General features: G+C 37.4%; 16 protein-coding genes, 8 tRNA genes and 1 rRNA gene. 24 read left to right on the top strand and 1 reads right to left on the bottom strand.

All coding sequences use genetic code 11. The annotated features are described in order from the left end of the window. Positions 1 to 18: 18 nt before the first annotated feature. The 24 genes from rrf to pgsA all read left to right on the top strand — a co-directional run bounded on the left by rrf (position 19) and on the right by pgsA (position 19,374). Positions 19 to 135 (top strand): 5S ribosomal RNA (gene rrf, locus QKW49_RS07140). 7 nt (positions 136 to 142) lie between these two features. Next, positions 143 to 218, top strand: a tRNA-Asn gene (locus QKW49_RS07135). 4 nt (positions 219 to 222) lie between these two features. Beyond that, positions 223 to 297: transfer RNA gene (locus tag QKW49_RS07130), tRNA-Glu, on the top strand. A gap of 50 nt (positions 298 to 347) precedes the next feature. Next, positions 348 to 424, top strand: a tRNA-Ile gene (locus QKW49_RS07125). A gap of 83 nt (positions 425 to 507) precedes the next feature. Then, positions 508 to 583, top strand: a tRNA-Trp gene (locus QKW49_RS07120). Positions 584 to 588: 5 nt separating this feature from the next. Further along, positions 589 to 665: transfer RNA gene (locus QKW49_RS07115), tRNA-Asp, on the top strand. Positions 666 to 715: 50 nt separating this feature from the next. Beyond that, positions 716 to 792 (top strand) — tRNA-Thr (locus QKW49_RS07110). An 80-nt stretch (positions 793 to 872) separates the two neighbouring features. Then, a tRNA-Arg gene (locus tag QKW49_RS07105) sits at positions 873 to 949 on the top strand. A gap of 5 nt (positions 950 to 954) precedes the next feature. Then, positions 955 to 1,030 (top strand) — tRNA-Lys (locus QKW49_RS07100). A gap of 183 nt (positions 1,031 to 1,213) precedes the next feature. Next, positions 1,214 to 2,155, top strand: a complete 942-nt coding sequence (hprK, locus tag QKW49_RS07095) for an HPr(Ser) kinase/phosphatase (RefSeq protein WP_282866849.1) — start codon at positions 1,214 to 1,216, stop codon at positions 2,153 to 2,155. A 27-nt stretch (positions 2,156 to 2,182) separates the two neighbouring features. Then, positions 2,183 to 2,905, top strand: coding sequence for a phosphatase (locus QKW49_RS07090; RefSeq protein ID WP_282866848.1), 723 nt, complete (start codon positions 2,183 to 2,185; stop codon positions 2,903 to 2,905). Positions 2,906 to 3,092: 187 nt separating this feature from the next. Beyond that, positions 3,093 to 4,007, top strand: coding sequence for a UDP-N-acetylmuramate dehydrogenase (gene murB, locus QKW49_RS07085; protein ID WP_282866847.1), 915 nt, complete (start codon positions 3,093 to 3,095; stop codon positions 4,005 to 4,007). Positions 4,008 to 4,219: 212 nt separating this feature from the next. After that, positions 4,220 to 5,092, top strand: a complete 873-nt coding sequence (gene rapZ, locus QKW49_RS07080; protein WP_282866846.1) for an RNase adapter RapZ — start codon at positions 4,220 to 4,222, stop codon at positions 5,090 to 5,092. A gap of 18 nt (positions 5,093 to 5,110) precedes the next feature. Beyond that, a complete protein-coding gene (locus tag QKW49_RS07075) occupies positions 5,111 to 6,277 on the top strand; it encodes a gluconeogenesis factor YvcK family protein (protein WP_282866845.1) in 1,167 nt (388 codons plus the stop codon). 27 nt (positions 6,278 to 6,304) lie between these two features. Further along, positions 6,305 to 8,263: an amylo-alpha-1,6-glucosidase gene (locus QKW49_RS07070; RefSeq protein WP_282866844.1), complete on the top strand. Its 1,959-nt coding sequence runs from the start codon at positions 6,305 to 6,307 to the stop codon at positions 8,261 to 8,263. Positions 8,264 to 8,807: 544 nt separating this feature from the next. After that, positions 8,808 to 9,764 (top strand): DNA-binding protein WhiA, encoded by a 957-nt coding sequence (gene whiA / locus QKW49_RS07065; RefSeq protein WP_282866843.1) that lies wholly within the window; start codon positions 8,808 to 8,810, stop codon positions 9,762 to 9,764. 237 nt (positions 9,765 to 10,001) lie between these two features. Further along, the gene (locus QKW49_RS07060; RefSeq protein WP_282866842.1) at positions 10,002 to 11,066 is read left to right on the top strand and encodes an HD-GYP domain-containing protein; all 1,065 of its coding nucleotides are present in this window, start codon (positions 10,002 to 10,004) and stop codon (positions 11,064 to 11,066) included. Positions 11,067 to 11,196: 130 nt separating this feature from the next. Then, positions 11,197 to 14,691: a DNA polymerase III subunit alpha gene (locus QKW49_RS07055; RefSeq protein WP_282866841.1), complete on the top strand. Its 3,495-nt coding sequence runs from the start codon at positions 11,197 to 11,199 to the stop codon at positions 14,689 to 14,691. Positions 14,692 to 14,776: 85 nt separating this feature from the next. Then, on the top strand, positions 14,777 to 15,007 hold the full coding sequence (gene mtrB / locus QKW49_RS07050) for a trp RNA-binding attenuation protein MtrB (protein WP_282866840.1): 231 nt from the start codon (positions 14,777 to 14,779) through the stop codon (positions 15,005 to 15,007). Between the two features lie 46 nt (positions 15,008 to 15,053). Beyond that, positions 15,054 to 15,251, top strand: coding sequence for a hypothetical protein (locus QKW49_RS07045; RefSeq protein WP_282866839.1), 198 nt, complete (start codon positions 15,054 to 15,056; stop codon positions 15,249 to 15,251). Between the two features lie 57 nt (positions 15,252 to 15,308). Continuing rightward, on the top strand, positions 15,309 to 16,280 hold the full coding sequence (pfkA, locus tag QKW49_RS07040; protein ID WP_282866838.1) for a 6-phosphofructokinase: 972 nt from the start codon (positions 15,309 to 15,311) through the stop codon (positions 16,278 to 16,280). A 119-nt stretch (positions 16,281 to 16,399) separates the two neighbouring features. Further along, positions 16,400 to 18,154, top strand: a complete 1,755-nt coding sequence (gene pyk, locus QKW49_RS07035) for a pyruvate kinase (protein WP_282866837.1) — start codon at positions 16,400 to 16,402, stop codon at positions 18,152 to 18,154. 92 nt (positions 18,155 to 18,246) lie between these two features. Continuing rightward, positions 18,247 to 18,672, top strand: a complete 426-nt coding sequence (locus tag QKW49_RS07030; protein WP_282866836.1) for a thioesterase family protein — start codon at positions 18,247 to 18,249, stop codon at positions 18,670 to 18,672. A gap of 135 nt (positions 18,673 to 18,807) precedes the next feature. Further along, complete coding sequence (pgsA, locus tag QKW49_RS07025; protein WP_282866835.1) at positions 18,808 to 19,374, top strand: CDP-diacylglycerol--glycerol-3-phosphate 3-phosphatidyltransferase; 567 nt, start codon at positions 18,808 to 18,810, stop codon at positions 19,372 to 19,374. A 118-nt stretch (positions 19,375 to 19,492) separates the two neighbouring features. On the opposite strand, the gene QKW49_RS07020 is transcribed toward pgsA, so the two are convergent. Next, the gene (locus tag QKW49_RS07020) at positions 19,493 to 21,394 is read right to left on the bottom strand and encodes a DUF6056 family protein (protein WP_282866834.1); all 1,902 of its coding nucleotides are present in this window, start codon (positions 21,392 to 21,394) and stop codon (positions 19,493 to 19,495) included. Between the last annotated feature and the right edge of the window lie 468 nt (positions 21,395 to 21,862).

Below are 21,862 nucleotides of genomic sequence, written 5' to 3'. Positions count from 1 at the left end.
ACAAAGTTTGAATGGCATTCCGGTGATTTTAACGTGGAGGCTACACCCGTTCCCATTCCGAACACGGTAGTTAAGCTCCACAGTGCCGATGATACTTGGAGGGTGACTTCCTGGGAAAGTAGGTCGTTGCCGGAACTGATATTCCTCAATAGCTCAGTTGGTAGAGCATGCGGCTGTTAACCGCAGGGTCGTAGGTTCGAGTCCTACTTGAGGAGCCAATTTGGCCCATTGGTCAAGCGGTTAAGACACCGCCCTTTCACGGCGGTAACAGGGGTTCGAGTCCCCTATGGGTCACCATATTTGTTTATTGATAAATGTGTAAAAACGTTATTTCAATAAACTTATTTGGGCCTTTAGCTCAGTTGGTTAGAGCAACCGGCTCATAACCGGTTGGTCCGGGGTTCGAGTCCCTGAAGGCCCACCAATAATTTAGTGAATAACTAATAGTGAATAACGAAAAAGCTTTTAAAAACTATTCACTAGTCATTATTAACTAATATAATATACAGGGGTATAGTTCAGTTGGTAGAGCAACGGTCTCCAAAACCGTGTGTCGAGGGTTCAAATCCTTCTGCCCCTGCCATTTACGGCCCGGTAGTTCAGTTGGTTAGAATGCCAGCCTGTCACGCTGGAGGTCGAGGGTTCGAGCCCCTTCCGGGTCGCCATTTTTATGTAAAAGCATATACTTCTTTTGGATAGATTTCCAAAAACAAATGCTGATGTAGCTCAGCAGGCAGAGCACTTCCTTGGTAAGGAAGAGGTTCGGCGGTTCGAATCCGCTCATCAGCTCCAAAAAAGAGGAAGCACGGGGACGATTATAAAGCTTCCTATTACGAAGTATAAAAGTGGTCCCTGTGGCTTCTAGCCCATAAGCGCCTGTAGCTCAGCAGGATAGAGCAACTGCCTTCTAAGCAGTGGGTCAGGAGTTCGAATCTCTTCAGGCGCGCCATATATGCACCATTAGCTCAGTTGGTAGAGCACCTGACTCTTAATCAGGGTGTCCCGGGTTCGAATCCCTGATGGTGCACCAAATAAAGCAAGAGTAACAAGGGACGGTTCTTTGACACATAATTATGTGTCAAAGAACCGTCCCTTGTTACTCTTGCTTGGCGTTTCATAAAGAAAAATTAGATAATTAACAAATTTACTATTTGCTAAATATAAAAAAAAGTATATAATTAGTACTTAAGAACTAATTATAGGAGGGGATATCTTGAGTAGTTCTTCTTTTTTTGTTACTTTAGAGCAAATATTAAAGGAATTTAACCTTGAAAAGATTTCTAATTGTGAGAAATTAGGTGATATAAAGGTTATCACTACCGATGTAAACAGGCCTGGGCTTCAAGTTGCCGGTTTTTTCGATTATTTTGATCCGAATAGACTTCAAATTATGGGTAAAGTTGAGACTACCTATCTTTCGAAGTTAACGGAATCGCAAAGATACGACAGTATTTGCAAGCTGTTTTCAGCAGGAATGCCTGCATTAATTATTACAAGAGATTTGGATATATTTCCTGATATCATTGAATGCTCTGAAAAATTCGATGTTCCTGTACTACGGGCTCATGAATCAACATCAAGATTTATGAGCAGCCTAATAGGGTATCTGAACACGCATCTGGCACCTAGAATTACACAGCATGGTGTTCTTGTAGAAGCATATGGTGAAGGTGTTTTGATACTTGGTGAGAGCGGTGTGGGAAAGAGTGAAACTGCAATAGAGTTAGTGAAAAGAGGCCACCGCTTAGTAGCAGACGATGCTGTAGAAATCAAGAAAGTATCCGAGAAGACACTGGTAGGCAGCTCGCCCGAGATTATTAGACACTTTATAGAAATCCGTGGTATTGGTATTATTGATGTTAAGAAAATATTTGGTATGGGTGCCGTAAAAGATACTGAAAAGATAGATCTGATTATTCATCTTGAAGCGTGGAAAGAAGACAAGCATTATGACCGCTTGGGATTGGTGGATGAACATACCAATGTATTAGGAATAGATATTATTTCATTAACTATTCCGGTAAAACCGGGAAGAAATCTTGCTATTATTGTCGAGGTTGCAGCAATGAATAATAGACAGAAAAAGATGGGATACAATGCGGCTGAAGAATTAAATCAGAGACTCATGGAAGAAATTAATAAAAATACTATATAAGCGATTACAATATTATGGAGGAAAGTCATGTTAAAGTATTTAGTAGATACGCATTGCCATTCGGTTGCTACTGGGCATGCGTACAGTACAATTCAGGAATTGGCAGAGCAAGCATCTAAAAAGAATATGGAAATGATAGCTATCACTGACCATGGTGTTGCAATGGTGGATGCTCCGCATTATTGGCATTTCGGAAACATGAAAATTCTGCCCAGCGAAATTTATGGTGTAAAAATTTTAAAGGGTGTAGAGGCAAACATCATTGACATGGAGGGAAATTTGGATATGCCGGAAGAATATCTTTGCAGGCTTGACTGGGTTATCGCAAGTTTTCATGATGTGTGTATTGAGCCCGGAACAGTGGAGCAGCATACGCATGCTTGGATAAAAGTTATAGAGAATAAATATGTAGATGCCATAGGGCATAGCGGCAATCCTGTTTTTACATATCATTACGATGAAGTACTGAGATGCGTAAAAGATAATGATAAGCTTGTTGAAATTAATAATCATTCTTTTTCTTCTAGACCGGGCAGTGAAGAAAATTGTAAGCTCATCGCGCAGAAATGCAAAGAAATGGGTGTTAAAGTAGTTGTAGGCAGCGATGCACATATTAGTTTTGATGTAGGTAAATTCGATAAGGTTTATGAGATATTTAAAGAAGTCAATATGCCCGAAGAGTTGGTGATGAACACTTCGGCACAAAAGCTTTTAGATTATCTGAGGAAAAGAAAAAACATTAGCATATAGACAGTAATATTCATAACATATCCGGTGTATATAGATTATACTATATACACTTTTTTTGATATAATGGATTAAAAGATAGACATGCTTTCGAAAAGCTTTATAGTAACTTTAATGGTAATATATGAGCGATCATAAGGATAGAATAGAATGATAGAGATAATAGAATATGTAGTATGGAGGGCGGAACGTGGAGGAGTATAAAGAGTTTTTAGACAATATTAGAAAAATATTACCTGAAGATAATATTCTGTTAAATGAGCCCATGAGCAATCATACTTCCTTTAGAATAGGAGGCAATGCTGATCTACTGGTACTACCTGAAGAAAGTGACCAGATCAGTAAGATTATCAGATTAAGCAAGCAATATGCCATAAAATATTTCCTCATGGGGAATGGTTCTAACTTATTGGTATCGGATAAAGGAATCAGAGGACTGGTTATTAAGACCCATGCTTGCCTAAAAAATATAAAAGTAGAGAATACTTATATAACATGTGAGGCAGGGGTGCTTCTATCAAAGCTAGCTAATGTGGCATTACAGCATGCATTGACCGGACTTGAATTTGCATCTGGTATTCCCGGTACATTGGGAGGGGCGGTAATGATGAATGCGGGAGCCTATGATGGAGAAATGAAGAATGTAGTGATAGAGACAAACTATATAGATGAAAAAGGACATTTTTGTACAGTAACCGGTGAAGAGCATCAATTCGGATATAGAACCAGTATCTTTCAAGGCACCGGCAAAATCATCGTATCTTCAAAACTCAAGCTGAGAGAAGGCGTTAAAGAAAGCATTAAGGAAAAAATGGATGATTTAAATAAAAGAAGGCGTGATAAACAGCCTTTGGAATTTCCCAGTGCAGGAAGTATGTTCAAAAGGCCTGAAGGATATTATGCAGGAAAGTTGATACAAGATAGCGGATTGGCAGGATATAGGATTGGCGGCGCGCAGGTCTCAGAAAAGCACTGCGGATTTATTATAAATACAGGGGATGCTACTGCACAAGATGTTTTAGATTTGATAAAGCATGTGCAGCAAACAGTTAAGTCAAAATTCGGCGTAGAATTACATACGGAAGTGAAAATGGTAGGGGATTAGTTCACGGTTTACAGTTAACAGTTCACAGCGTAAATTCGAAATCTGTGAACTATAAACATGGAATAGATTGTATAAGGAAATTGAGAATCAAAAATATAATAGTCTGAAGACAATTATATTTTGAGTTTCGCTCAGGGTTCTGATTCATAGTCTGTGAACCGTGAACCGTGACCTGTGAACTAATTCTTTAATTAACTAATGAGGTGAAAGAAATGAGATTTGTTATAATTACCGGTATGTCAGGGGCAGGGAAAAGCCAGACAATCCGGTGTATGGAAGATTTAGGGTATTACTGTATTGATAATATGCCTCCTGCCTTAATGCCTAAGTTTGCTGAAATATGCTTCCAATCGCAGGGAAAAATTGAAAAGGTAGCATTGGTTATTGATATAAGAGGCGGAGACTTATTTAGTGAGCTTTTTAACGGGTTGGATGCTTTAAGAGATGCAGGATATACATATGAGATCTTATTTTTAGAGGCAAGCGATGAGGTTCTTATCAAACGATATAAGGAAACTAGAAGAAAGCATCCTTTAGCTGTAGAAGGAAGGGTAGTGGAGGCTGTTGAAGCTGAAAGAAAATTGCTTGAGAATGTACGCAAGCGTGCAGATCACATTATAGATACTTCAAATTTGCTTCCACGCCAATTAAAAGAGCAATTAAACGATATCTTTATTCAAGGGAAACAGTACCAAGGAATTATTATTACCATCTTATCCTTTGGATTTAAATATGGAATTCCGTTAGATTCGGATTTGGTTTTCGATGTACGATTTCTTCCAAATCCATATTATATCAGCACCTTAAAACAACATACCGGACTTAATAATGATGTAAAAGATTATGTGTTAAAATGGCCGCAAGCTACTGAATTTTTAAATAAATTAGAAGATATGATGGACTTTTTAATACCTCATTATATAGAAGAAGGAAAATCACAATTGGTAGTTTCTATCGGCTGTACGGGCGGAAAACACCGTTCTGTGACTATTGCAGAAGCGTTAGGCAAGTATCTAGTGGAGAAGAATCATAGGGTGGTTATGAGCCATAGAGATGCAGAGAAAGATAATAAGCTGGACAAATAGTGTTAAATTTGAAGCTGTATGGGGGGACCTTATATTAAAGAGAAAATCGTTTATTGGATGGAAAATGTTAAAAGCATACTTAAAAACAGCAAATTCAAAATAATAATCGATGAAGATGGTATGGGGAATTTGGTCTATGAACGCAGTATTGCCTTTAGAGGGCCGAAAATCGTGGCGATAGGCGGAGGCACGGGACTTTCGACCATGCTTAGAGGCTTGAAGAAATATACATCAAATATTACTGCGGTAGTAACCGTAGCAGATGACGGAGGGGGATCGGGAGTACTAAGACAAGATCTGGGAATGCTTCCACCGGGAGATATTCGTAACTGTATTCTTGCATTAGCTGATACCGAACCTATTATGCAGCGATTACTGCAGTATCGGTTTACAGATGGTGCGCTAAAGGGGCAAAGCTTCGGGAATTTATTTCTGGCTGCAATGAATGGCATTTCAAATAATTTTGAAGAAGCCGTAAAAAAAATGAGTGATGTCCTTGCAGTGACCGGAAGAGTGCTGCCGGTTACATCCCGTGATATTAAATTGTGCGCGGTACTTGAAAATGGTATAGAGGTATGCGGAGAGTCAAAGATTCCGGAAGCGAAAAAGGAGTATGGCTGTCGTATCAGTAAGGTTTATATCACTCCGGATGATGTAGAAGCTTTAGATGACGTAATAGAAGCTATAAATGAGGCGGATGCTGTCATGATTGGTCCCGGGAGTCTTTATACAAGCATTATGCCGAATCTTATAGTAAAGGGTATTGCCGAGGCTATCAGAAACAGTAAGGCACTTAAGCTGTATGTGTGCAATATTATGACACAACCTGGGGAAACAGAAGGCTATGATGCTTACGAACATGTAAATACAATCTATGAGCATATTGGTGAAGGGATCATAGACTATTGCATTGTAAACAAACAAACTATTCCTGATTACTTGCTTGGAAAATATGCAGATGATGGAGCGCAGGCTGTCTATGCAGATACAGACAAATTTAAAGAAAAGAATATAAGACTTATTGAGAAAGATATTTTGCAAGTATGCAACGGATATATCAGGCATGATACTGATGAGCTTGCAAGAACCATCGTTACAATGGTGTTAAATGAAGTGTTAGCCAAAGACAAAAAAAGAATAATAGATTATTATTATGTAAAAGATAGACTGAAACAACACAGATGATTTTTAATATAATAAATGGAGGTTCATATGGAATTCGGAAAAGGTGATTGGAAGACATTTGAACAAGGTATACAGAAGGAGTGGCTTTTAACCAATGGTATAGGTGGTTTCGCATCTTCAACCATTATCGGCGCAAACACCCGCAGGTATCATGGCCTTCTGGTTGCTTCATTAAAGGCACCGGTCCAAAGGCATCTTATATTGTCAAAATTGGATGAGAGTATCCATGTTGACGGTAAATCATATAACCTTTATACAAACCAGACCCCGGATCATATCGGTGATGGGTATTTGCATCTGCAAAGATTTGCTATTGATGGAATACCTGCTTTTATTTACAATGTGGAAGATATCTTTATTGAGAAGAAAATATGCATGGTTTATGAAGAGAATACGGTGATTGTACGATATAAAATACTATCTTCGAATAGAGATTGTAAGCTCAAAGTAGCGCCATTAATTAATTTTAGAGATTACCATTATAATTCCCAAAGCAGAAATTTGCAGTTTAACCAGCGAAACACACAGGATGGAGTTGTATTGACCCCTGCTTATATAGATACCGATATTTTTATTGAATCGAGTGAAGGCAAGTTTATTGGACAGGAAGGCCTATTTTTTTATAACATGGACTATGCAGTAGAACGTGAAAGAGGACTACACTCTTTTGAAGATCATTATATTCCGGGCATTTTTGAAATAGATGTTCAAGCAGGCGTGGAGAAGCAGATTACCATGACAGCAGGAATAGGGCAGTCCAAAAAGCTGGACGGAAATCAGGTGATTGAAAAAGAGAAGCAACGTATTCAAGCATTAGTCAAAACGGCAGGATATAACGATGATTTTGCAAATCAACTGGTAAAAGCAGCAGATCAATTTATTGTTTATCGAGAGTCCACCCAGTCCAAAACTATCATAGCGGGATATCCTTGGTTTACCGACTGGGGAAGGGATACGATGATCGCATTGCCGGGATTGACACTGGTGACAAAAAGATACCATGATGCGAAGAATATCTTATATACTTTTGCTCAATATATAAAACATGGTCTGGTTCCGAATGTATTTCCGGATGGAGGAGAAGAGCCGGCGTACAACACAGTGGATGCCCCTTTATGGTTTATAAATGCGGCATATAAATATTTAGAATATACTGATGATGCCGATTTTATAAAAGAGCATATTTATGATAAGCTGGTACAAATTATCGATGCTTATATCCATGGAACCATTCATAATATTAAGATGGATGTTGACGGATTGATAGAGGCCGGAAGCGAGGATACGCAGTTGACATGGATGGATGCGAAAGTAGGGGATTGGATCGTGACGCCTCGGCACGGCAAGGCCGTTGAAATCAATGCGTTATGGTATAATGCATTAAATGGCATGGCTTACATTGCGGAAAAATGCGGTGCAAGCGAGCAAAGATATCTTGAGCTTGCGTCCAATATAAAAAAGTCTTTTGAAGAAAAGTTCTGGAATGAACAGAAGAAATGTTTATTTGATACCATTAATAACCAGATGGCAGATGAAAAGGTAAGACCAAACCAGATTTTAGCTGTAAGCTTGCCATTTCCGGTACTGGAAGGAAAGAAGGCGAAACAGGTAGTTAGTGTAGTATTTCAACAGTTATATACTGCATACGGTTTAAGGAGCCTTACGCCACTGGACCCGCAATACAAGGGCATTTATTATGGAGATCAGTATAACCGAGATGGTGCATATCATCAGGGAACTGTATGGAGTTGGTTGATAGGGCCATTTATTACCGCTTTTCGAAAAGTTCATGGCTATTCGGATGAGAGCAAGGAAATTTGCTTAAAGCTTATTGAGCCGTTTCAAGACCATTTAAAGGATGCTTGTGTTGGTTCGGTTTCAGAAATATTTGACGGAAATCCGCCGCACATTGCCCGGGGATGTTTTGCACAGGCATGGGGAGTAGCAGAGGTGTTGAGAGCATACGTAGAAGAAAGGCTAAGTTAATGTACAATGTACAATTAATAGTGAATAATGAATAGTGAATAATGAATAGTGAATAGTGAATAGTGAATAGTATTATGAATATTAAAATAGAGAACTAAATTTACAGGTACAAAGCTAAATAGAAGGTTATAGAAAGTCCGATTCAGCACAACGAGGGAGTCGGACATGGGGACTGGTCTGCTGTCAGGCCTGGTTTTTGGCCGGACTGCGGCCCTGGGCCCCGCCCGTGTCAGATTTCCGAGCAATTAAGCACTTTTTCACATTTTCCTATATTGAGGAATCTAAATTATATAATGTCTGCGGACAAGCATAATTCCGTTTAAATGGTTAGTTGTAGGGGCGGACGACCCTGTCCGCCCGATGCATTATTATGTTGTCCGCGGGCGGACAGAGTCGTCCGCCCCTACAAGAACTCGCATGATATATAAGTTGGTAAATTATAAATGTACAACGGACATAGGACAACATCGCAAAAATTGTCCATTGTCCATTGTCCATTGTCCATTGTCCATTTTTTTCGTCCATTTTTTTCGGGGGTGGTTTAATGTCTTTCTCTTCTAAAACTAAAAATGAGCTGTGCAGGCTGCCCAGACAAGAAGATTGCTGCGTCAGGGCTGAACTTGCGGGCATTATTTGTTTTTCCGGCATAATAAGAAATCCTACAGGTGAAAGTTATTTAAGAATCAATACGGAAAATGCGTCGGTTGCCAGAAGGATTTTTAATCTGGTTAAATGGAATTTTGGTGTCCAAACGACTATTGATATAAAGGGAAGTAAAACAGGCAAACATATAAATAATTATTATTTATATGTCCACAACCAGGAAAGCCTTAACAATATCCTCTCAGGGTTAAGATTGATTAAAAATGATGATGTTTTTAAAAATCTTCTTGCTTTTAGAATTAGTGAGGGGTTGGTACAACAAGACTGCTGTAAGAAAGCTTTCATACGGGGTGCTTTCTTAGGAGGAGGATCCATCACAGATCCTGAAAAGACATATCACCTAGAGTTTGTTACCAATCACTACTTACTCAGTAAAGATGTGTGTAAGCTACTTGAGTATTTTTCATTAAATGCAAAAACGATATTAAGAAAATCAAACTATGTGATTTATTTTAAAGGTAGTGAAAACATTGTAGATGTTCTCAATATTGTTGGTGCTCATAAATCTTTGATGGAATTGGAAAATATCCGAATTATTAAAGAAATGCGTAATAATGTAAATCGTATGGTTAATTGTGAAACAGCAAATATGGAGAAGACAATCAATGCATCATTAAAACAGATTGAGAGCATCGAACTGATAAAAAATACAATGGGATTAGATAGATTGCCTCAAAATATGCAGGAAATAGCGCAGCTGCGCTTAGAATACAAAGAAGCCAGTCTTAAGGAGTTGGGTGAGATGCTGCATCCTTCGATTGGAAAGTCGGGAGTCAATCACAGGCTGAGAAAGCTGCAGAGAATTGCGGATCATCTGCAAAGCAGCAAAAAGATTTAATGGTCTATTATACATATTCTTAAATACAGACATTAACGATGAGATAGGACTTGAGAACTATTATTAAAAATATTTATAGAAATTTGCAGGATTTACCTTTATTTTTATCGAATAATATGATATCGTAAAGTAATGTAGAATGATAGATATATTTTTGGTATTATCTGGAATTATATATAATTATGCAGACATGTCCTTGTTGATAATGTCATTTACATGTATTTTTGGGGGAAGTCAATGAGAAGAGTATCTATCGAGAAGGTCCAAAGCGGCATGAGACTGGCAAAGTCAATATATTCAGAGGATGGTCAAGTACTTCTTGGTACTGGAGTTGAACTTAAGGAAACTTATATTGAGAGACTTAGAAATTTTAATATTTCAGAAATTTATATAGAGGATGAGTTATCAAAGGATATTGATGTCAAAGATGTTATTAATGACCGAACCAGACAGGAAGCAAAGACGTTAATCAGAAATATTATGGAGGAATGCAAGAATACTTCCCAATTTACTTCTGATAAAGTAAAGGGCATGGTAAATCATATCATAGATGAACTGCTGGCCAATAAGGACATTTTGATTAACTTAAGCGATTTGAAGACGGTGGATGATTATACATTTGCACATTCGGTCAACGTATGTGTTCTTTCGCTTATTACAGGAATAAAACTCGGGTTGAATCAATTGAGGCTTAGGGATTTAGGAGTAGGTGCGCTGTTGCATGATATCGGTAAAATCGTTATTCCTGAGAATATTTTAAAGAAGCCGGCACGTTTAGATGATAATGAGTTTAATGTCATCAAAACGCATACAACTTTAGGATATGATATAGTAAAAAACAATCCTAATATTAGTGCTTCATCGGCATACATTGTTCTTGCACACCACGAACGCTATGATGGCAGCGGTTATCCTCTATGCATAAAAGGAGATAACATACATCTGTTTGCGAGAATTGTTGCCATTGCTGATGTATATGACGCACTGACATCAGATAGAGTGTACCGCAAAAAAGTAAAAGTGCATGAAGTAATAGAATATATTACGACACTTGGGGAACATCATTTTGATAAAACAATTGTTGAATGCTTTCTGGAAAATATTGCGGTATATCCCGTTGGAACAGGGGTTATATTGAGTACCGGAGAAAAAGGCATTATTGTAGATGTTAATAAAAGATTCCCTGCGAGACCTATTGTGAGAGTTGTTTGTAATCCTGACGGCAGTAGAAAGAATGCGTTTGAAGAAATAGATTTAACCAAGACACTGAACATTATGATTAGAGATACATGTGAGATATAATCAAACGTATAGTGTTTAAAAAAACAACATTTGTAACAAATGTTGTTTTTTTGCTGTGTACGCTTTGCACTTTCGATAAAATGAATTATAATATGAATAGGATAGAATAAATAGCGGAAAGGCGATTAGCATGAAAGCTTTTACACATTTACATGTTCATACACAATATAGTTTGTTAGATGGCGCATGTCGGATTAAAGACTTGATATGCAGAGCCAAGGAATTAGGAATGCATAGTATTGCCATCACTGACCATGGTGTAATGTATGGGGTTGTGGAATTCTATAAGGAAGCAAAGAAAAACGGGATCAAACCTATCATTGGCTGCGAGGTGTATACAGCTTCAAGGTCCCGACATGATAAAGTAAATGAGTTGGATGGCAGTCAAGGTCATTTGGTGTTGTTGGCTAAAAATATGGTTGGATATCAGAATCTTATGAAGATTGTTTCTACTGCTTATGTTGAAGGTTTTTATTATAAGCCAAGAGTAGATTTTGAAGTGCTGGAGGCGCATAATAACGGAATCATTGCACTGAGTGCATGTCTTGCCGGGGATATCCCAAAGGCTTTATTGAATGGTAATTATGACAGGGCACGGCAGTTGGCCGAAAAATATTCCTCTGTTTTCGGGAAAGACAGTTTCTATCTTGAACTGCAGGATCACGGAATTGAAGAACAGCGCAGGGTAAATCAGCAGCTTATCAAGCTTTCAAAAGAAACAGGCATTGATATGGTTGCAACCAATGATATCCATTATGTCAACAAAGAAGATGCGAAAAATCAGGATGTTTTAATATGTATTCAAACAGGAAAAACTGTTGATGATGAACAAAGACTGAAATTTCAAACGTCAGAGTTTTATCTAAAAACAGCCGATGAAATGGCTGCGCTCTTTCCTAATGCCTTAGAAGCCATTGAAAATACCCAGCGTATTGTTGAGCAATGTAATGTGGACTTCGAATTTGGTCAATTGCATTTACCTTCATACGAAGTACCAAAAGAATATAGTTCATATGAATATTTAGCAACGCTGTGTAAAGAAGGATTGCATAAGAGATATAAGCTAATAACGCAAGAGTTGGAAGATAACTTGGAGTATGAGCTTCAAGTCATCCGCAGCATGGGATATGTTGATTATTTTCTGATTGTATGGGATTTTACTAAATATGCGCGGGATCATGGTATTATGGTAGGTCCCGGGAGAGGATCGGCAGCAGGAAGCTTGGTAGCATATTGCTTGGGCATTACCAATATTGATCCCATAAAATATAATTTACTGTTTGAAAGATTCCTTAATCCGGAGAGAATAAGTATGCCGGATATAGATATTGATTTTTGCTACGAACGAAGGCAGGAAGTCATCGATTATGTAGTGAGTAAATATGGAGAAGACAGGGTGGCACAGATTATTACTTTTGGTACAATGGCTGCCAGGGCGGCGATACGTGATGTAGGACGAGCCCTCAATATTTCTTATGCCGATGTGGACATTATAGCCAAGCAGATTCCTTTTGAGTTGGGGATGACCATTAATAGAGCCCTTGAAGTGAATAGCGACTTGAAAAAGATGTATGACTCGGATGAGCAGGGACGGCAGCTCATTGATACGGCAATAGCCCTTGAAGGACTGCCTCGGCATGCCTCTACCCATGCTGCCGGTGTAGTAATCTCTAAAGAGCCCATATCAACGTATGTTCCTTTACAGAAAAATGATGAGAGTATTACCACCCAATTTCCTATGGGAACGCTAGAAGAATTAGGGCTTCTAAAAATGGACTTTCTGGGCTTAAGGACATTAACGGTGATTAGAGATGCGTTAAGCATGATCCGTCAGTCCAGAGGACTGGATATTGATATCAATAGCATAAGTTTTGAAGATAAAGAGGTATTTGAGCTATTATGCCAGGGCAATACCGAAGGTGTATTCCAATTGGAAAGCGCGGGGATGAAGCAGTTTATGAAGGAATTGCAGCCGCTATCGCTGGAAGATATCATTGCGGGAATATCATTATATCGTCCCGGACCGATGGACCAGATACCACGTTATGTAAGAAATAAAAATAATCCTGAATTAATCGCATATAAGCATCTTCTACTGGAAAGTATCCTGGATGTTACTTACGGTTGTATTGTTTACCAGGAGCAGGTAATGCAAATTGTTCGTGAGCTGGGGGGCTATTCTTTAGGAAGAGCTGATCTAGTGAGAAGGGCAATGTCAAAGAAGAAAACAGATGTCATGGAGCAAGAAAAAAATAACTTTATCTATGGCATTGTGGATACAAACGGAGAGGTTATTGTTCCGGGTGCCATCAGAAATGGCGTGGATGAACAGACAGCCAAGGAAATCTTTGATGAAATGATGGACTTTGCCAAGTATGCCTTTAATAAATCACATGCTGCCGCTTATGCAGTGATTGCATATCAAACTGCCTGGTTAAAATGTTTTTACCCGACAGAGTTTATGGCAGCACTGCTTACCAGTGTATTAGACAACAGTACAAAGGTTTCACAATATATACACGAATGCAAGAAGATGGGGATCAAGCTTTTGCCGCCGGATATTAACGAAAGCAGCGATACGTTTACTGTGTCAGAGAACAGTATAAGGTTCGGTATGGCAGCGGTAAAAAATGTAGGAAGGAATTTTGTGATTGCGGTAACCCAAGAAAGGAATAATGCAGGACTCTTTAAAAGCTTTCGGGATTTTTGTGAAAGAATGAGTGAAAAGGGTATCAATAAAAGACTTGTGGAAAGCCTTATAAAATGCGGTGCATTTGATTCCTTTAAAGTATACCGGTCTCAATTGATGGCGACATATGAAAGAATACTGGATGGTATTGCGCAAAGTAAAAAGAAGAATATAGAAGGACAGATTTCGCTGTTTGGCAACGATGATCAACAGGAACAGACTTTTGCCGTCCATGATGAACTGCCGCAGATGAATGAGTATCCGACAAAGGTACTTCTTTCCATGGAGAAGGAAATCATGGGGTTGTATTTATCCGGACACCCTCTTGATCAATACCAGTCACAATTGAACCAGGTTGTAACAGCTTCAACTGCCGATCTTCATATGATACAGGAGAACTTAGGAGAGACAAGCGCGCATAAAGGTCAAAGGATATTAGGAGACGGCACAGAGGTAATCTTAGGCGGAATTATCAGTGCAAAAAAAACAAAAACAACCAAGAGCAATAATCTTATGGCTTTTGTAACTTTGGAAGACTCTTTTGGCTCTGTAGAAGTGATCATATTTCCTAAAATACTTGACAAATATTCAAATTATATTATAGAAGATAATGTTGTAACAATAAAAGGAAGAATAAGTGTAAGAGAAGAAGAGCAACCTAAAATATTATGTGAAGAGATCGTACCGTTTAAAAAGATCGAAAATCTTAAAAAGCTGTATATAAAGATCGATGGAGAGAGCAGCCATGTGTTGGAAGAACTATCTCCTGTTCTACAGTTTTTTAATGGGGATACTCCTGTATATGTATATTTTGAAAAGGATAAAAAAGTTTCGTTGGCCTCCCGTGATTTGTGGGTGAAATTAAGCGATCTTTTATTAGATGAATTAAGAAATATTGTGGGAGATGACAGCGTTAGAGTGGTTGATTGCAGTTAAAGATATGCAATAGACTATGAAAATATTGATAAATGTATTGATTTTTATACTAAAATAATATAATATTAGTGCGAGGTGTTTTTATATGAATGAAGAATATGGTGTGTCTGGTGAGTATATTATAATAAAAGCTGAAGAAAACGGCGTAAATATTATTGGATTAACAAGAGGAAGGGATACCAAATTTCATCATACCGAGAAACTGGATAAAGGAGAAGTATATATTGCACAATTTACAGAAACTACTTCTGCCATGAAGGTCAGGGGAAAGGCTACTATTTATTGTAAACACGGTGCTATCAAAACCGGGGAATAATATACATTTTCTAATGAAACAGTTTTTAAAAAAGGGGCGAGTGAATATGTGGACTGTGGTTTATATGGCCCAAAGCAAAGATATCGTGATGAAACTACAGGAGATATTAGAAAAAGAAGGATTGTTAGTTAAAATACGACCTATAAGTAAAAACGTAGAAAATAATGACAACTATTATGAAGTGCTTGTACCGGAGTCAGAAGTGGAAGAGGCGCATAGTATTATTATAGAAACAGGGTTTTAACCCTTTTTTTTAAAAAGTTTGTTAATTAATTGAAATAACTAAGTGAGGAGGATTTTGATGTCACAAATAAAGACAATTGGGGTTTTAACGAGTGGCGGTGATGCGCCGGGCATGAATGCAGCTATTCGTGCAGTTGTTCGTACAGGGATTCACCATGGTCTGAAGGTGATGGGGATTCGAAAAGGATATAACGGACTGATCAGTGGAGATATTTTTGAGATGAATCTCAGGTCTGTTTCTGATATTTTACATAGAGGAGGGACCATCCTTCATACTGCAAGAAGTAAAGAGTTTGCTACTGAAGCAGGGATGCAGAAAGCCGTTACTATTTCCAGAATTTTTGGAATAGATGGGGTTATTGTCATCGGAGGTGACGGTTCATTCAGAGGTGCAAGAGATTTAAGTAATCTAGGCGTTCCAACGGTTGGTATTCCCGGAACCATTGATAATGATATCGCATGTTCGGAGTACACTATCGGTTTCGATACGGCGCTTAATACAGTTAAAGATGCTATTGATAAAATCAGAGATACCGCAACATCACACGAAAGGTGCAGTGTGATAGAGGTAATGGGAGCGCAAGCAGGATATATTGCGTTGCATGTGGGCATCGCAAATGGAGCGGAAGCAATTATTGTTCCGGAGAAGAAATTTGATTTCCATCATGATGTCATTAAACCGATTATTGAAGGAAAAAACAGAGGAAAGCGTCATGATATTATAATTGTCGCTGAAGGAGTAGGCGGAGCGGTAGAACTTGCCGGTAAGATACAGCAAGAGACCGGTATTGAAGCCAGAGCGACCATATTGGGACATATCCAAAGAGGCGGAAGCCCTACAGTAATGGATAGGGTGATTGCAAGCCAGATGGGAGCCAAAGCTGTTCAGCTTCTTAAAGACGGTATTGGGAATAGGGTGGTTGCAATGAAAGACTATAAAATCGTAGACTATGACATTATTGAAGGTTTAAATATGACTAAGACAATAGATGATGAAATGGTTGAACTTGCTAAGATTTTATCTTTATAATAATTTACACAAATATGGTTGAATACTTAACAAATAGTCTAGTATAATATAAGAATACGATTAGAGTGAAGAGTAAATACTTTTCACTCTAATATTTTTTAAGGGAGATGATACGATATATGAGAAGAACAAAGATTGTTTGTACTTTAGGCCCTGCAACGGATGATATGAATGTTCTTAGAAAGCTAATGGATAAAGGGATGAATGTTGCACGTTTGAATTTTTCCCACGGAAATCATGAAGAGCAGCAACAAAGAGTAGATATGTTTAAAAAGCTTAGAGATGAAATGCAAGCGCCTATTGCTTTGATGCTTGATACTAAGGGGCCGGAAATTAGAATCAAGAACTTTAAAGAAGGTACGGTAGAACTGCAGGAAGGCCAAACTTTTACATTAACCACTAAAGAAGTAGAGGGAACCAATGAAATAGTTTCTGTTACTTATCAAGGTCTGCCCAAGGACGTAAAATGCAACGATAAGGTATTGATTGATGATGGACTTATAGAGTTGGTTGTGCAAGAGGTTAATGGCGCAGATATCATATGTGAAGTTCAAAACGCAGGAAAGGTTAGTAATCATAAAGGGGTAAATGTCCCGGGTGTTTCGGTTAACCTTCCTTACATAAGTGAGAAAGATCATCAGGATATCCTATTTGGTATAAAGAATGATTTTGATTTTATTGCTGCTTCCTTTGTACGGTCAGCCCAGGATGTTCTGCAAGTGCGGAAAGTTTTGGAATTAAATAACGGAGCTAAAATACAAATTATCGCTAAAATCGAAAATGGTGAAGGTGTTAACAATATTGACGAGATACTAAGAGTATGTGATGGAATCATGGTAGCTAGAGGCGACATGGGTGTGGAAATCCCTCTTGAAGAGCTTCCGGTTATTCAGAAAATGTTGATTGAAAAATGTTATCAAGCCGGTAAGCCGGTAATCACAGCAACTCAGATGCTGGATTCTATGATACGCAATCCCAGACCTACCCGTGCAGAAACGACAGATATCGCTAACGCGATTTATGATGGAACCAGTGCAATTATGTTGTCCGGAGAGACATCAGTAGGGAAATACCCGGTGGAAAGTGTATTAACCATGTCAAGAATAGCTTTAAGGACAGAAAAATCCATTGATTATAAAAAAAGATTTGCTATTACGGAATTTAATATGAAGCCTAATGTTACAAATGCCATTAGTCATGCCACTTGTACTACAGCGCATGACTTGGGAGCAACGGCTATTATATCTGTAACAAAGTCCGGGCATACTGCAAGAATGGTTTCTAAATTCAGACCTGCATGCCCGGTTGTTGCTACCACCATTTCGGAAAAAGTCTACAGACAGTTGGCACTGTCATGGGGTGTATATCCTTTCTTGGCAGAGACAAAAGAAACAACCGATGATTTGTTTGACCATGCGGTAGACAAAGCAGTAGAATCTAAAATGGTTAAAAATGGAGATTTAGTAGTAATCACTGCCGGTCTGCCTGTAGGCATCAGCGGAAATACCAATGTATTGAAAGTGCATATTGTAGGACATGTATTAGCTGAAGGTGTAGGAGTAAATAATCTTTCGGTAAGCGGAAATTTATGTGTTGCTAAAAATGTTGAGCAGGCATTAAGGGAGTTTAATGAAGGAGATATATTAGTTGTTGAATCAACAACGAATGAGCTGCTTCCCATTTTGAAAAAAGCAACAGGTATCATTACAGAACAAGGCGGCATTACTTCTCATGCGGCAATTGTAGGAATGACACTGGAAATTCCTGTGATTACGGGAGCAAAGGGCGCTACTGAAATACTAAAAAGCGGCACGACTGTAACAATTGATAGTACACGTGGATTGGTTTATAGTGGAGTAGCAAAAGTGTTGTAAGTGTAAAAAGTGTTAGTAGTTGGCGGGGAGAGAACGTCTGTATACATATATCTAGGTCCTGCCAGCTGCTTTTGGTATTGGAGGGATCATAGTTGTATGTGAATGAAACAAAAATCAAGGTACGGTATGTTGAGACGGACCAGATGGGTATTGTACATCATTCTAATTACTACCCATGGTTTGAGGTTGGGAGAACAGAATTTTTCGAGCAGACGGGGCTACCTTATGCGGAGATCGAACAACAGGGCGTTTTATTTCCGCTTATAAAAAGTTCTTGTACCTATAAAGAAGGTGCCAAATATCAGGATGAACTTACTATAAAAACGTGGATACAGGAATTGAGTGGTGCAAAAGGTACTTTTCAATATGAAGTGGTCAGAGACAGAGATGGCAAAATCATAGCTGAGGGAAAAACTGTACATGCATTTGTGAATAAAGCATTTAGACCTATAAATTTGAAAAAAGTAAATCCTATTTTATGGGGGAGGCTGCAGTCTTTAAGTATGCGTGATGACTAGAATAATATTAAAAATTTGCTTGATTGCGTATATCCAAATATTTTGAATGACATCTTTACTTAATATTGACGTATAATATATAATATACGAAGGTATGATATAAACCATCTAATATTTTACTTTTGAGGTGATCCATTGAATATTCCGAATATATTGACATTTGTTAGATTCATGCTAATGCCTGTTTTTGTATACTTTTTCTTTTCTGATATCACTAATAATTACATGATTTCTGCGTTTATCTTTATTCTGGCTGGAATTACTGATATTTTAGATGGATATATCGCACGTAAATTTAATATGATTACAAAATGGGGTAAATTGATGGACCCGTTGGCTGATAAAATCATGCAGCTAACCGTCATTTTTTGTTTAACGTATCAGGGCCTTATTCCTTTATGGGTCGTTTATGTTCTTTTGACAAAAGAAGTATTAATGGTAGTTGGAAGTGCGCTGTTATACAGGGATAAAATTGTAGTAAGCGCTTCCTGGTATGGAAAGGCCGCTACGGTTTTATTTTATCTTTCTATTTTGGCTATTATCCTGCTGGACATTACTAAAGTGCAGAGCACTTTCCTGATAGGTGTAGCAGTGGGAAGCGGTGTGTTCGCTTTTGTAAGATATAGTCTTAATTTTAAGAAGATTAAATACTCTAAAAAGGAAACCGGAACAATAAATATCGGACAAGAGGATAATAAATAGATTATCAAATATTGCTTACAGTATATCTTACATATCCATGAATATAAAGTATCTTGAAAGTCATAAAAAGGATGTCTCAGTGGACATCCTTAAAATCTGGTATTTATAGTCATATCATTTACTTAAGGCTAAGTAATATTTTACCATTTTTTTCTGTAATCTCTAAGAATGAAGAAACAAAGCTTTCAGGAATATAAGTTCGACCTAAATAAGTTTCTATTTTTCTTTCTAAGAAGATGGTATCAGTCCTGCCCTTCTCAAGTTTGTTTATTGAATATAGGTCTATAAAAACGTATTCTGTGTTTTTTATAACTACAGTAATACCGTTTGTTTTGTTATCCCAATATACTTTTCCTCCTGCTCCTTCAAATATGTCTCTAAGAGGATAGTATCTTATGTCTCGCTTAATTGAAGGGCATTTAAGTCGTTGGCCGTTTAAAAATACCGGTTTGTGAATCTTGCTTACTAAGTAAATATGGGTATCTTTAGGCAAATTGTTATTCTCTAAAAAGTAAGGCTCAAAGTTCAGATTTTCATAAAACATGTCATGATAATAGGGCGTTACTAAGTCTATATTCCAGTAGAGTTTACCGGATGAATGCGCTTTAACGATATTTTTTTCATTGTTTTTCATAATAATATGATTAGTATAATAGCCCTTAAGTATAGGTGTAAAAAACAGGATGAATGTAGTAAATACAACTAATGTTTGAAGCTTACTTGTTTTTTTTATCAAATATATTCCTAAAGATACTATTATAAGGAGTGTTCCTGATTTTATCGGTAATAGCATAAAAGCAAGTATAGAAGCGGATAGTGTAATATATAGAGGATTCTTAATAAGATCTGAACTTAATCCTCCTATAGAAGCCGCTAATAATAAGCCTGTTATCAGTAGTGTCCTTGAACCCAAAATAGGAGATATAAGCATTAAACATTGCAGGCTAACGGCTCCTACTATGAAGATGCCCAAGTGCCTGTATTTAGCATATTTTAATATGGACAATCCCCATAGCGTTATATACGCTGCAGATAGAATTGTGATAGTCGTACATAGGTCTTTTGAATATACGCCTGATACACGCTGATAAAGCAGCAGTGACATGATAGCCGGTCCTGCTAAGAAAAGCCTGTTTATTCCTTGAGCTTTATAAGTTGTAAAAAGGATTGCTAGAACCAGTATAATTAATATACTTTGGATTCCATTTTCACCTGTTATAGCAAATGATATATGTGAGGTGTTTTCTAAAAGCCTGTTATATAATGTAGTTTGCGAAAATCCGTCGACACCAATGGATTCAATTCTTGCGAATGTACCGGGTGCTAAAATCACTGTCAGCAGTCCCATGATTGCAAAAATAGGGGATAGAACATATAGTTTCTGTTTCGGAGAATCTCTATATACCAATGTTGATAAAACAAGCAAAGTACTCATTACTACAGCAACAAACCCGCCTTGTTCTGTGGTTGCACCCGATAAAAAAGAAAATACGAATAATTTAATAGTGCTGTTTGAGATTTTGATGTTTGCTCGCAGCATGTAATACATGATTACCAGCAATAGTGCAGGAAATATATAGTTCATTGAGCCTGTAATCCAGTATACAGTTTCGTTTATCATCTGCTTGGGTAAGCACATGATAAAAAACAAAGTAATGGCAGTGCTAATATATGTGTTCTCTTTAGCAGAATTTATGGTATCTTTAAAATTCAAGCATTTAGAAGCTAGAAAAGCAAATCCAAGAATCATGATAGGATTAATAACAGCAAACAGCTTTTTGCCAAACATTAAAAGAGCCTCATCTAAAATATGCACCATTGCCCTACCGTTAATATTCTTATAGTGTGCTATATTCATTTTTATAAAATGATTATAACCGTTTTTGGAGAAAGAAGCATAATACATATCATCGCTGTAAAAGTAAATCATATTGCTGATCGCAAATATCAACACACCACATATACATATGAAAGTTAGTGAATATTTATATAGATCAAATTTTGTCTTTTTTACATCCATTTTGAGTTAGCAATCCTTTCATTTCAATAATAAGTCGGCATATTTGAGTAAACTTATTCATTCCATATTAAAATAATAAATATTCTGAAAAAAAGACATAAACTAATACATTTATGACTAAAATAATGTTTTAAGTATTATTTACAATAATTGTGAAAAATATATATATGATAAATTAAATATTTGTAACGATCTAATTATGCAAAACATGTAGGGACGTATGGCAATACGTCCGATTAAATGTCCTATGTCTGTATTCCTGTTTTCGGCCGTATTTCCATACGGTCCTACTAATCATCAACATGAATATTAGACTAATAGTCGAATTATTTAATTCAACTTATATAGAATAAAATCAGTCTTGCAATCGTCGAAATAGTATATAACAAAAAAAGAATTTATCCCGCAAAGTAGCTAAAAAGTATGCTGAATAATGAGGCTTTGATAAGACAACTAAATCAAAGAAAA

Source organism: Petroclostridium sp. X23, assembly GCF_030013905.1.
GTDB lineage: Bacteria > Bacillota > Clostridia > SK-Y3 > SK-Y3 > X23.
This window is presented reverse-complemented; position numbering and strand designations above follow the sequence as displayed.